Annotated in this window: 13 protein-coding genes and 1 tRNA gene; 4 read left to right on the forward strand and 10 right to left on the reverse strand. The window is 61.8% G+C overall.

What is annotated here, in order from left to right; translation table 11 throughout:
* The 6 genes from EN750_RS05045 to EN750_RS05070 form a co-directional block, all read right to left on the reverse strand.
* A partial coding sequence (locus tag EN750_RS05045; protein ID WP_145967430.1) for a Flp family type IVb pilin occupies positions 1-171 on the reverse strand: 171 nt, incomplete at its 3' end.
* Positions 172-254: 83 nt separating this feature from the next.
* Positions 255-698 carry a hypothetical protein gene (locus EN750_RS05050; RefSeq protein ID WP_127395795.1) on the reverse strand — a complete coding sequence of 148 codons (444 nt, stop codon included), beginning with the start codon at positions 696-698 and terminating at the stop codon, positions 255-257.
* A 298-nt stretch (positions 699-996) separates the two neighbouring features.
* Positions 997-1,968 (reverse strand): ATP-binding protein, encoded by a 972-nt coding sequence (locus tag EN750_RS05055; RefSeq protein WP_127395796.1) that lies wholly within the window; start codon positions 1,966-1,968, stop codon positions 997-999.
* A gap of 168 nt (positions 1,969-2,136) precedes the next feature.
* A tRNA-Glu gene (locus EN750_RS05060) sits at positions 2,137-2,211 on the reverse strand.
* A 90-nt stretch (positions 2,212-2,301) separates the two neighbouring features.
* Positions 2,302-2,709 (reverse strand): VOC family protein, encoded by a 408-nt coding sequence (locus EN750_RS05065; protein WP_127395797.1) that lies wholly within the window; start codon positions 2,707-2,709, stop codon positions 2,302-2,304.
* Positions 2,710-2,757: 48 nt separating this feature from the next.
* Complete coding sequence (locus EN750_RS05070; protein ID WP_127268031.1) at positions 2,758-3,141, reverse strand: fimbrial protein; 384 nt, start codon at positions 3,139-3,141, stop codon at positions 2,758-2,760.
* A 28-nt stretch (positions 3,142-3,169) separates the two neighbouring features.
* On the opposite strand from EN750_RS05070, the gene EN750_RS05075 reads away from it, so the two are divergent.
* Together EN750_RS05075 and rpoH are read left to right on the forward strand one after the other, a co-directional pair.
* Positions 3,170-4,210 (forward strand): RluA family pseudouridine synthase, encoded by a 1,041-nt coding sequence (locus EN750_RS05075; RefSeq protein ID WP_127320617.1) that lies wholly within the window; start codon positions 3,170-3,172, stop codon positions 4,208-4,210.
* Between the two features lie 190 nt (positions 4,211-4,400).
* Positions 4,401-5,312, forward strand: coding sequence for an RNA polymerase sigma factor RpoH (gene rpoH / locus EN750_RS05080; RefSeq protein ID WP_127268033.1), 912 nt, complete (start codon positions 4,401-4,403; stop codon positions 5,310-5,312).
* Between the two features lie 142 nt (positions 5,313-5,454).
* Here the strand turns inward: rpoH and EN750_RS05085 are convergent, their stop codons facing one another.
* From EN750_RS05085 to EN750_RS05100, 4 genes are all read right to left on the reverse strand, one after another.
* On the reverse strand, positions 5,455-6,327 hold the full coding sequence (locus EN750_RS05085; RefSeq protein WP_127395798.1) for an MBL fold metallo-hydrolase: 873 nt from the start codon (positions 6,325-6,327) through the stop codon (positions 5,455-5,457).
* Between the two features lie 148 nt (positions 6,328-6,475).
* Entirely contained in the window at positions 6,476-7,135 is a 660-nt protein-coding gene (locus EN750_RS05090; RefSeq protein ID WP_127395799.1) for a peroxiredoxin, read from the reverse strand.
* A 220-nt stretch (positions 7,136-7,355) separates the two neighbouring features.
* The gene (locus tag EN750_RS05095) at positions 7,356-7,721 is read right to left on the reverse strand and encodes a cell division protein ZapA (RefSeq protein WP_023810969.1); all 366 of its coding nucleotides are present in this window, start codon (positions 7,719-7,721) and stop codon (positions 7,356-7,358) included.
* Positions 7,722-7,732: 11 nt separating this feature from the next.
* Positions 7,733-8,005, reverse strand: coding sequence for a DUF4164 domain-containing protein (locus EN750_RS05100; RefSeq protein WP_013529251.1), 273 nt, complete (start codon positions 8,003-8,005; stop codon positions 7,733-7,735).
* 263 nt (positions 8,006-8,268) lie between these two features.
* Between EN750_RS05100 and tkt the strand changes: the two genes are divergently transcribed.
* Complete coding sequence (gene tkt, locus EN750_RS05105) at positions 8,269-10,260, forward strand: transketolase (protein ID WP_127395800.1); 1,992 nt, start codon at positions 8,269-8,271, stop codon at positions 10,258-10,260.
* A 154-nt stretch (positions 10,261-10,414) separates the two neighbouring features.
* Complete coding sequence (gap, locus tag EN750_RS05110; RefSeq protein ID WP_023810967.1) at positions 10,415-11,425, forward strand: type I glyceraldehyde-3-phosphate dehydrogenase; 1,011 nt, start codon at positions 10,415-10,417, stop codon at positions 11,423-11,425.
* Positions 11,426-11,615: the final 190 nt, after the last annotated feature.

Below are 11,615 nucleotides of genomic sequence, written 5' to 3' on the forward strand. Positions count from 1 at the left end.
GCCGCTGCTGTTGACCGGAGTGCCGACGTTCGTGAAGATCCCGTTGAGCGAATTGCCAACCGCCCCGGCGCCGGTGATGATCGCGAGCGCGATAAGAGCCGCGATCAAGCCATACTCGATCGCGGTCGCGCCAGACTCGTCCCAAGCGAAACGGCAGGCTATTTTCTTCATGTCAACCTCCTACAGCTACTAAAGCGACAACTAATATATCGCCGTGAGTTGCGGGGGCGTTAAGGTTCTCGGTTTCGGGTCCGTTAACGTTTACCAGACGAATGAAATGAAGGCTGGAGCCGCAGCTGGCGGCCGTCGCGAGCAATGCCAGGAGGCCCATCGGGTCGGCTAAACAGCAGCGCCCGAAAAATCGATCCGTGTTCAGCATTTGTCGGGAGTTGCATGTCGAGCCGCATGCGGACGAAGACGACGTAGCCTACGCCACGCGCCCGCTGGGCGGCCGTGGCGAGCAAATGGACGCGCGCCGACGGAGAGGCGGAAGACGTCCATCGCGAGCGCGTGCGATATTCGCTGGCAAGGCTGCTGAACGTCGAGCGCAGGGGCGAGACCGTCGATGCGTACCAGCTGCGCCGCCTGAATGCCCGCGCCAGACCGCAGGCGCTGCGCGCATCATCGGACCCGCTGCGCAGTTCGGCGAAGAAGCCCTCAACGTGATCAGGAAGCACGCGCTGGGGCTCGACGCCCATGCACTGCGCCGGGCTCACCCAACCGTGAAGCTGCAGAAGCCGAGCCTCGGCGACGATCCGGCCGAGCCGTTCAACTACGCGCGCTTCACACGCCCCCGCCCCTGCAGAACGGGGATGATGTCGTTCATGATGGGGATGGACGCGCCGGCTTTTCGCGCAGCCAACTCAAGGTCAAAGACGTAAAATTGCCGCTGACTATTCAGCATTCAAGACCCCCCGCCCGTTACTTGTCGGTGTACAACTTAACATCGGCTTCCACCAGCGGGCAGCTTCCTAAAACACTGGGACGCGCGTTTCGCTAAAATCCCAGTTGGAGCAGGGAGTGGAAAGTAAAGTTTCTTTCAGATTTCCTAGTCGGCATATCCAGAGCGTGAAGAAAAAAGTCGAAGTGTACCTGAGCCTGCAATATGTGGGCTCCGCCAACGGTCTCGCCTACCAATCCTAATCCACGAGAGACCGCAAACGCCATCGCATCGATGATGCGACTTTGGCCCGGGTGAACGACGAAATTTGCGGAGCTGTATGTCACGGCATTAAAGCCTGCACGCTGCCGGAAGCCATCGGCCGGCTCATCCGTCCAACCCAAGTCAAAATTCGCAGCTGGGCGAACTTCCAGCGCCGGCTGCCTCGCGGAGACCTCCCCCTCGTTTTTAAGCCAAAACCTAAACTCGTAATACCACATGTGACCCAGATACCGATCAAGGTGAATTTCAGGCACCACAGCCAGAGACGGCACCGAAAATCGCTTGAAGCTGTCTTCAATATCGTAGTGTTCCATGGGGAAACTGCTGGAGCCGATGCGCTTGTAGTATTGCTTGTTGGCTTGGCACATGTGCGGGCGACGTTCTGATCGTGGAACATCGATCACGAGATAGCCGACTGCTGGATCGCGGTCCGATCCAACGCCATGAACCTGTATGGTGTCGTGCTTCGGCTGCAGCAGCTCGCCGAGCGAAGCGTTCAATGCGCTTTGTGCGACCTTCCAATTGGGAAACGGCTTCAGTTCGCTCAAAGCGTCCATTCCATTCGCGTCACGCCGGCAATTAGCGCCAATGACAATCAGTCCGCCTGCAGAATTAGCGAACGCAGAAATCGCTTTGCCAATGAGGCGGCGACCGTCCTTTCCGAGCTTGCCGTCAGCGGAGAAGATTGCGCCATCGCTGTCGCCAGATGCCAGCTTAAAGTCGAGCTGCAGACCTTCCTGCACCCCTTGGGCGACGGCGTCCCGTAGCGCGGCCTCGCCGTTAGTAACGATGTCGCCCAACTGCATTGAACCCTCCGACCCAGTTGGCACCCTAGTCGGCACCGGATGGCGAGGGAAGGGATGGCAAGCGTGGATCACGCTTCCGCAATTGCTGTAACCCGCCGCGGTCCGAGCCCGGTATTGGCCAAAAGTTAGCCACTGGACGTAGCAGAAAAACTAAGTGTTTGATTTTGTTGGTACGCCCAAGGGGAATCGAACCCCTGTTCCCGCCGTGAGAGGGCGGTGTCCTGACCGCTAGACGATGGGCGCGTTCAAGAACCGGCGATATAGGCTGAGCGCTGGGAAAAAGCAACTGGGCTTCGCCGGCTTTGTCGTATCGGGGAAAAGCCGTCCGCAAGCCTAGCGTTTCGGCTCGATCAGATCCCAGAGATTCCCATGCAGATCGGCGAAAACCGCCACCGTGCCATAGGGCTCGAAGCGCGGTGCTTCGCGGAATTCGACGCCCTTCTCCAGCATCGCCGCATGGTCGCGGGCAAAGTCGTCGGTTTCCAGGAACAGGAAGACACGCCCGCCGGTCTGGTTGCCGATGCTCTGCCTTTGCGCCTCGTCGGACGCTTCGGCCAGAAGCAGCCTGGCGCCCTGCCCGTTGGCCGGCGCGACCGTGATCCAGCGCTTGCCGCCGCCGAGATCGACATCTTCGACGAGCAGGAAGCCCAGCCGCTCGACATACCAGGCAATCGCCTCGTCATAATTGGCGACGACCAGGGCGACCGTGGCGATGCGGCGATGCTCGGCGAACCCGCTCATGCCTGAGGCTTGCTCATTGGCCTGCTGCCGTTCATCGTTGCGGCTCGGTCACTTGTTGCGGATCGCAAAGCGGCCGATCAGGCGTCGCTCGGTGATGTCGTAGACGAAGATCGTGCGGCTGCCGTCGGCAAGCTCGGCGTCGATCGAGACACGATTGCCGGACAGCGACTGGCTGACCACCGTGGCGCCGACCGGCAGCACGATGTCGCCGTTGACCGGTTCGCCGGCGGGTGTCTGGATATCGCCGGCCAGCGGCGGGTTCGCCGGCGGTGCATTGCGCGCTTTATAGACAAGGGCGCCGATCACCACCATAAGGGCGAGGAACAGCAGGCCGAGATTGATCCCGACGAAGCGGACGAGTTTCCTGCGCACCTTTTCGACCTCGGGGTCGAGCGGCTTATCCTGGTCTTCTTCGGCGATCGGGCTGGCCATGGCAAAACAGTTCCGGAACGGTTTTTCAATGAGCGCTCATAGCGAAGAGGCCCCTGAATTGATAGAGGCGGAACCGACAGTGCTGGTGGCGGGCGCGGATGCGGCCGGCCTGCGCCTCGACCAGTGGCTGGCCGCAAGCCTTGGCCCGGACATGTCACGCAGCCGCGTGCAGATGCTGATCAGGCAGGGCGCGGTCTCGGTCGACGGCAAGCCCGTCGACGAGACCAAGCGCAAGATGGCGCCGGGCGAGAGCGTGTCGGTTACCATGCCGGAGCCGGAGCCGGCGGAGCCGCAGGGCGAGAACATCGCACTCGATGTACTCTATGAGGACGACGAACTGATCGTCATCAACAAGCCGGCCGGGCTTGTCGTGCACCCCGGAGCGGGCAACTGGACCGGCACACTGGTCAATGCGCTGATCCATCATTGCGGCGACAGCCTTTCAGGAATCGGGGGTGTGCGCCGGCCGGGCATCGTCCACCGCCTCGACAAGGAGACCAGCGGCGTCATGGTCGTCGCCAAGACCGACCGCGCCCACAAGTCACTGTCCGAGGCTTTCGCCGATCACGGCCTGACCGGCGACTTGGAGCGTGCCTATCTGGCGCTGGTCTGGGGCATACCGCAGAGGCCGACCGGAAGGGTCGACGCGCCGCTCGGCCGCGCCGCCGACCGCGTGCGCCGTGCCGTGGTGCCGGAAGGACGCGACGACGCCCGCCATGCGGTCACCCACTTCGCCGTGCAGGAGCGCTTCGGCGAGAGCCAACAGGAGTTCGCCACGGCCAGCCTGGTCGAATGCCGGCTGGAGACCGGCCGCACCCACCAGATCCGTGTCCACATGGCGCATATCGGCCATCCGGTGATCGGCGACCCCGATTACGGCCAAGCCTTCCGCACCAAGGCCAACCGGCTGCCCGAACCGCTGAAAAGCCAGGTCAAGGCATTTCCCCGGCAGGCTTTGCATGCCTGGCTCCTTGCATTTCGCCATCCCACTACCCATCTAACGATGAGGTTCGAGGCGCCGTTACCGAGGGACATGGAGGAACTCGTCGGCGGCTTCCGCAAGCTCTGAACCCGCCATCAAAAAACCTGACTGACATTGTTCACTTCAGCGTGACACACTGTTTCGTGTTGAACAAATGCCTGTCTTTTCTGGTTTTGTTCCTGTATAAGATCTGATGTCGCGGGCGAGCCTTTTGGTGCTCGCGTCACATGCCCGCCGCGTTTCGGGGGCATCACTCCAATAGAGAGGGGGCGCTATCATGGCCCAGTCACTACCCAGTATCGTTTCCGGCGAAGGCGGCCTCAGCCGCTACCTGGAAGAAATCCGCCGCTTTCCCATGCTGCAGCCGCAGGAAGAGTACATGCTCGCCAAGCGTTATGCCGAGCATGAAGACACCTCCGCTGCGCACAAGCTCGTCACCAGCCACCTCAGGCTCGTTGCCAAGATCGCCATGGGCTATCGCGGCTATGGCCTGCCGATCGGTGAAGTGATCTCGGAAGGCAATGTCGGCCTGATGCAGGCCGTCAAGAAATTCGAACCCGAGCGTGGCTTCCGCCTCGCGACCTATGCCATGTGGTGGATCAAGGCCTCGATCCAGGAGTACATCCTGCGCTCGTGGAGCCTGGTCAAGATGGGCACGACCGCCAACCAGAAGCGCCTGTTCTTCAACCTGCGCAAGGTGAAGGGCAAGATCCAGGCGCTCGACGACGGCGACTTGAAGCCCGACCAGATCACCGAGATCGCCACAAGGCTGAACGTTTCCGAAGCCGAAGTGGTGTCGATGAACCGCCGCCTGTCCGGCGACGCCTCGCTCAACGCCCCGATCCGGGCCAGCGAAGGCGAATCCGGCGAATGGCAGGACTGGCTGGTCGACGACCACGAAAGCCAGGAAGAGATGCTGATCGAGCAGGACGAGCTGGAAAACCGGCGCGGCATGCTGTCGGGCGCTCTTGCCGTGCTCAACGAGCGCGAGCGGCGCATCTTCGAGGCCCGTCGCCTCGCCGAAGAGCCGCTGACGCTGGAAGAGCTGTCGTCCGAGTTCGACATCAGCCGCGAGCGCGTGCGCCAGATCGAGGTGCGCGCCTTCGAGAAGGTGCAGGACGCGGTCAAGGCCGCCGCCAAGCGCCAGACCCAGGCGCTGCGCACGATTGAGGCGCAGCCGGCGGCGTAAGGTTAGCTAAGGCAACAAAAAATCAAGGCGGCGCCAGGAAACCTGGCGCCGCCTTTTTTGTGGCTGATTGGGAGTTGGCGAACGGGGGCGACAGCCAATCTCCCCCGCAAGGGTCGAGATTGGCAGCTTCACCAACGGCCCCTCAAAGCCCGTCCAGCGGAAACTTCAGGTACCGCCGGCCATTGGCTTCGGGTTCGGGCAGCCTCCCGCCATTCATGTTGACCTGCAGCGCATGCAGGATCAGCCGCGGCATCGGCAGCGTCCTGTCGCGCGCCTCGCGCAGGGCGACGAACTCGGCCTCGCTGCAGGCGGCGGCAAGATGGATGTTGGTAGCCTTCTGTATGGCGACCGTGCTTTCCCACAAAGGTTCGCGGCCGCCGGCCTGATAGTCATGGCCGACGAACACCCGCGTCTCGTCCGGCAACGCCAATATGTCCTGGATCGAGCGCCAGAGCCGCGCGGCACTGCCGCCGGGAAAGTCCGTCCTCGCCGTGCCGCTGTCGGGCATGAACAGCGTGTCGTGGATGAAGGCGGCATCGCCGATCACATAGGTGATGGAGGCCAGCGTGTGTCCGGGCGAGAACAGCACCTTGACCGGAAGGGTACCCACTTGGAAGGTTTCGCCTTCTCTAAACAGCCTGTCCCACTGCGAACCGTCGGCGGGAAAATCCGGCCAGTTGTAGATCGCCTTCCATAGTTTCTGGACGTCGACGACCCTGTCGCCGATCGCCGTCGGCGCGGCGGTCTTCTCTCTCAGATAGTGCGCCGCCGAGAAATGGTCGGCATGCGGATGGGTGTCGAGGATCCATTCGACGCTTAGCCCCTGCTCGCTGACGAAGTCGAGCAGGACATCGGCATTCGTCGTTGCCGTGGCACCGGATTTCTCGTCGAAATCAAGGATCGGATCGATGATGGCGCATCGCTTCGTCGCCTGGTCGGCGACGACATACTGGATGGCGCCGGTCGGCTTGTCATAGAAGCCGCTGACCTGCGGCCTGGCCAAAGTTACGTCCAATTCCGGCTTCCCCAACTCTCGGTCGCCAGGAATGATTTTCTCTGACGATACCCGAGAGGAGCATGGTTGTCCGCTCGGGTGTCGTCAGTCAAGTATCACTTGGCTCGCAAGGGCGAGGAGGCCAAAGATCGTTCCGAGGCGCCTGGGATCAGGCCGACGGCTGCTTGGTCTTCCGCAGATACGGCAGGATGGTCTCATAAGCGCCGAAGCGCTTGATTGCATCCTCGTTGGAAACGGCCGCGGTGATGATCACGTCCTCGCCCTGCTTCCAATTCGCCGGCGTCGCCACTTGATGCTTGGCGGTGAGCTGCATGGAATCGACCGCGCGCAGGATCTCGTCGAAATTGCGGCCCGTGGTCATCGGGTAAGTCAGCACCAGCTTGATCTTCTTGTCAGGTCCGATGACGTAGACCGAGCGCACTGTGGCGTTGTCGGCGGGCGTGCGGCCCTCCGACGTCTCGCCGGCACCGCCCGGCAGCATGTCGTAGAGCTTGGCGACCTTGAGGTCCTTGTCGCCGATCAGCGGATAGTTCACCGAATGACCGGTCGCCGTCTTGATGTCGTCCTGCCACTTGCCGTGACTTTCGACCGGATCGACCGAAATGCCGATGATCTTGACGTTGCGCTTCTTGAACTCGCCTTCGAGCCCCGCCATCATGCCAAGCTCGGTCGTGCAGACCGGCGTGAAATTCTTCGGGTGACTGAACAGGATCGCCCAACCGTCGCCGATCCAATCATGGAATTTGATCGTCCCTTGCGTGGTCTCGGCGGTAAAATCCGGCGCAATGTCGTTGATACGAAGGCTCATGGTACATCTCCCCTGTAAACGGAACCGTCGGCAGCGAGGAACGGCACACGGCAACCCACGCCGCCATCAAGCTGTCCCGCCCTGCATCGTTGCATCTTAGCGCAAAAATCGTGGCTGCAAGATAATATGAAACTCTTGTCGGCGGCAGGCGAGCATTTTTATGCTTTCGAATGCGCGGCGCGCGGATGAGAGCCTGGGGCTGGACAGGAAAGGTTCTGTCTCAGCTCTTGTTGACCGCCAGCGTCACAGTCAGGTCTTCCATGCGCTGTGCCAACGCGCCGAGCGCATTGGTGAGCACGCTATCGCTCTTGTCGGCCTTGGTCAGAGCCTCGTCGCGGGTCTTGCGCAAGGTCAGCACTTCGCTTTCCATGCCCTTGACGCGTTTTTGCAACTCGGAGAGTTCATCCATCACCATGATGCCGGCCATCACGGTCAGCCGCTGATCGCCGATCTCGCCGAACGAGTCCTTCAGGTGTGAAACATAGCGGTCGAAGCGTTCGGCAAGGTCGATCAGATGCTCTTCCTGGCCCTCGTCGCAGGCCATGCGATACTGCTTGCCGTCGATTGAAACCGTGACCTGTGCCATCGGGCCAGCTCCTATCTGTCCAACACGGCGCGGATGGTTTCCATGGCGGTCACCAAACGTCGCGAGACTTCCTTGTTGGCATCTTCCAGCCGTTCGGCGCGCGCTTCGGAATTATCGAGTTCCTGCGCCAGCCGCGAGCGGTCGGCATTCATCCGCTGCACCTCGGCCTCGGCTTCGGAGTAGTCGCGTTCATGCTCGAGCTTGGCCGCGACGGCGTTTTCCAGCCCCTCGATGGCCTTGCCCAGCCTCGCGATGACTTCCTTGAGTGTGGCTTCCCCGGTCATGGCCTTCGTCCTGTGCCCTGCCCATCACCGAATCGTTCACCTTCAGAACGCGTTATCCCTGAAACATTAGGCACCGGGTGAAGGCAACGTCAACAAAGCTCTCGCGACTGTCCCCCGCTAACGCTAATGTAGGTCCGCCGCCGGCATCACAAGACCGGCAAAAGTGCACCCGATTTGTTGACTAAAAGCCCGCGCCTGCTATGTGTCGCGCACCCTTTTCAAGGGCTCTCCCAAGCCCCCAAACCCCCACTTCTGGAGGAACCATGACGTCGCGTGAACAACATGACCGGATGGCCAATGCGATCCGCTTTCTCTCCATGGACGCCGTCGAGAAGGCAAATTCCGGCCATCCAGGCCTGCCCATGGGCTGCGCCGATATCGCCACGGTGCTGTTCACGCGCTTCCTGAAATATGATCCCAAGGCCCCGCACTGGGCCGACCGCGACCGTTTCATCCTGTCGGCCGGCCATGGCTCGATGCTGCTCTATTCGCTGCTGCATCTGACCGGCTACGAAGACATGACCCTCGACCAGATCAAGCACTTCCGTCAGTTGGGCTCGAAGACCGCCGGCCATCCCGAATACGGCCATGCCACCGGCATAGAGACGACGACCGGCCCGCTCGGCCAGGGTCTCGCCAATTCGGTCGGCTTCGCGCTCGGCGAGCGCATCATGAATGCCGCCTTCGGCAACGATCTCGTCGATCATTACACCTATGTGCTGGCCGGCGACGGCTGCCTGATGGAAGGTGTTTCCCAGGAAGCCATCGCGCTTGCCGGCCATCTCAAGCTCAACAAGCTGATCGTCTTCTGGGACAACAACGACATCTCGATCGACGGTCCGGTCTCGCTGTCCGACAACACCGATCAGGTGGCCCGCTTCCAGGCCTCCGGCTGGAATGCCAGCCACATCGACGGCACCGATCCCGAAGCGATCGCTTATGCCATCGAAGCCGCCCGCCATTCCGACAAGCCGACCATGATCGCCTGCAAGACGACCATCGGCTTCGGCGCGCCGACCAAGGCCGGCACCAACAAGGCGCACGGTTCGCCGCTCGGTGCCGACGAGATCGCCGGCGCTCGCAAGTTCTTCAACTGGGATTCGCCGCCCTTCGAGATTTCGGCCGACATCCTCGACGCCTGGCGCACCGCCGGCAAGGCCGGCGCCAAGGCGCGCACCGACTGGGAAGGCCGCTTGGCCAAGGCCGATGCCAAGCTGAAGGCCGAGTTCGAACGCCGCCTCAGCGGCAAGCTGCCGTCCAATTTCGACGCCATCATTGCCGATTACAAGAAGAAGCTGTCGGCCGACAAGCCGAAGGTCGCCACCCGCAAATCGTCCGAGATGGCGCTGGAAGTCATCAACGGCGCCGTGCCCGAGACCATCGGCGGCTCCGCCGACCTGACCGGCTCCAACAACACCAAGACCAGCCAGACCAAGAACATCACCTCGGACGACTATGGCCAGCGCTATATCCATTACGGCATCCGCGAGCACGGCATGGCGGCTGCGATCAACGGCCTGACGCTGCATGGCGGCCTCATCGCCTATGGCGGCACTTTCATGTGCTTCTCCGACTACGCCCGCCCGTCGATGCGGCTGGCATCGCTGATGGGCATCCGCTCGATCTTCGTCATGACCCATGATTCCATCGGTCTGGGCGAAGACGGCCCAACCCACCAGCCGGTCGAGCATCTGGCCGCATTGCGTGCCATTCCCAACCACAATGTCTTCCGCCCGGCCGACGCGGTCGAAACCGCCGAATGCTGGCAGATCGCCCTGGAGTCGGAAAAGACGCCGTCGACGTTGGCGCTGACCCGCCAGAACCTGCCGACGGTGCGTACCGAATTCTCGGCGAAGAACCTCAGTGGACAGGGTGCCTATGAGTTGGCTGCCGCCAGCGGCGAGGCAGCGGTGACGATCTTCGCCACCGGCTCCGAGGTCGAGATCGCGCTTGGCGCGCGCGACCTGCTGGAAAAGCACGGCCATCCGACCCGCGTCGTCTCGGTGCCCTGCTTCGAACTGTTCGACCAGCAGAGCGACGACTACCGCAAGAAAACGATCGGCAACGCGCCGATCAAGATGGCGATCGAGGCCGGCATACGCCAGGGTTGGGATCATCTGATCGGCTCCGACGGCATCTTCGTCGGCATGACAGGCTTCGGCGCCTCGGGCACGATCGAGCAACTCTATCCGCATTTCGGCATTACCGCCGAAGCCGCGGCCAAGGCGGCGGAAGCCCGCCTGCATACCAAGTAGGTTCAAGGTTCGGCGAAATCGCGAAAGGCGGACTCGCCGGGCTGGCCCAACTTAATCGATTTAAATCCACGCCACTGCGGCTGGATTCTTTCTGCTTCCACCGCTATGAAACTGCGGACCCCTCATCCGCCCTCCAACTCCCAGGGAGAGAATTATGACCGTCAGAGTTGCCATCAACGGATTTGGTCGCATCGGCCGCAACATCCTGCGCGCCATTCATGAATCCGGCCGCAAGGATATCGACGTCGTCGCCGTCAACGACCTCGGCCCGGTCGAGACCAATGCGCATCTGTTGCGCTATGACAGCGTGCACGGCCGCTTCCCGCATGAAGTTTCGGTTTCCGGCGATCAGATCACCGTCGGCAAGGAAACGTTCAAGGTCACCGCGATCAAGGATCCGACGCAGCTACCGTGGAAGGAACTCGGCATCGACATCGCGCTCGAATGCACCGGCATCTTCACCGCCCGTGACAAGGCAGCGGCACACCTGACCGCCGGCGCCAAGCGCGTCATCGTTTCGGCCCCTGCCGAAGGCGCCGACCTCACCGTCGTCTACGGCATCAACCACGACCAGTTGACCAAGGATCATATCGTCATCTCGAATGCCTCCTGCACCACCAACTGCCTGGCGCCGCTGGCAGCCGTGCTGCATGAGACGGTCGGCATCGAAAAAGGCATGATGACGACGATCCATTCCTACACCGGCGACCAGCCGACGCTGGACACCATGCACAAGGATCTCTACCGCGCCCGCGCCGCTGCCCTGTCGCAGATCCCGACCTCGACGGGTGCCGCCAAGGCGATCGGGCTGGTGCTGCCCGACCTCAAGGGCAAGCTCGACGGCATCTCGATCCGCGTGCCGACCCCGAACGTCTCGGTCGTCGACTTCAAGTTCATCGCCAAGCGGTCGACCACGGTGCAGGAGATCAACGACGCGGTGATCGCCGCCTCCAACGGCAAGCTCAAGGGCATTCTCGGCGTCACCCATCATCCGAACGTGTCGATCGACTTCAACCACGATCCGCGCTCCTCGATCATGGCGCTCGACCAGACCAAGGTGATGGACGGCAACTTCGTGTCGGTGCTGTCCTGGTACGACAATGAATGGGGTTTCTCCAACCGCATGGGCGACACATCGGTCGCCTTCGGCAAGACCATCGCCTGATTACAAGCTCTCTTTTCGAGACTTGGAACGCCCGGCTTTGCCCGGGCGTTTTTCATGAGCGCAGCTTGCGCCTTTCCAAATTGTGTCCTGGACGCCAAAACATCCAAAAATCAGCGGCATAGGCCAAAAAGCCGCCCTGCCGCCTTGCACTGGTCACGTCTTCGCCCCACTCTCTCGCAAAGCAGGAGAC

Source organism: Mesorhizobium sp. M7A.F.Ca.ET.027.03.2.1, assembly GCF_003999175.1.
Taxonomy (GTDB): Bacteria; Pseudomonadota; Alphaproteobacteria; order Rhizobiales; family Rhizobiaceae; genus Mesorhizobium.

Bases quoted from the DNA above. Each gene is read 5' to 3' on its own strand.
- gap (WP_023810967.1), top strand. From the start codon at position 10,415: ATGACCGTCAGAGTTGCCATCAACGGATTTGGTCGCATCGGCCGCAAC.
- EN750_RS05065 (WP_127395797.1), bottom strand. From the start codon at position 2,709: ATGAGCGGGTTCGCCGAGCATCGCCGCATCGCCACGGTCGCCCTGGTC.
- tkt (WP_127395800.1), top strand. From the start codon at position 8,269: ATGACGTCGCGTGAACAACATGACCGGATGGCCAATGCGATCCGCTTT.
- EN750_RS05100 (WP_013529251.1), bottom strand. From the start codon at position 8,005: ATGACCGGGGAAGCCACACTCAAGGAAGTCATCGCGAGGCTGGGCAAG.
- EN750_RS05095 (WP_023810969.1), bottom strand. From the start codon at position 7,721: ATGGCACAGGTCACGGTTTCAATCGACGGCAAGCAGTATCGCATGGCC.
- EN750_RS05055 (WP_127395796.1), bottom strand. From the start codon at position 1,968: ATGCAGTTGGGCGACATCGTTACTAACGGCGAGGCCGCGCTACGGGAC.
- rpoH (WP_127268033.1), top strand. From the start codon at position 4,401: ATGGCCCAGTCACTACCCAGTATCGTTTCCGGCGAAGGCGGCCTCAGC.
- EN750_RS05090 (WP_127395799.1), bottom strand. From the start codon at position 7,135: ATGAGCCTTCGTATCAACGACATTGCGCCGGATTTTACCGCCGAGACC.
- EN750_RS05070 (WP_127268031.1), bottom strand. From the start codon at position 3,141: ATGGCCAGCCCGATCGCCGAAGAAGACCAGGATAAGCCGCTCGACCCC.
- EN750_RS05075 (WP_127320617.1), top strand. From the start codon at position 3,170: ATGAGCGCTCATAGCGAAGAGGCCCCTGAATTGATAGAGGCGGAACCG.
- EN750_RS05050 (WP_127395795.1), bottom strand. From the start codon at position 698: ATGGGCGTCGAGCCCCAGCGCGTGCTTCCTGATCACGTTGAGGGCTTC.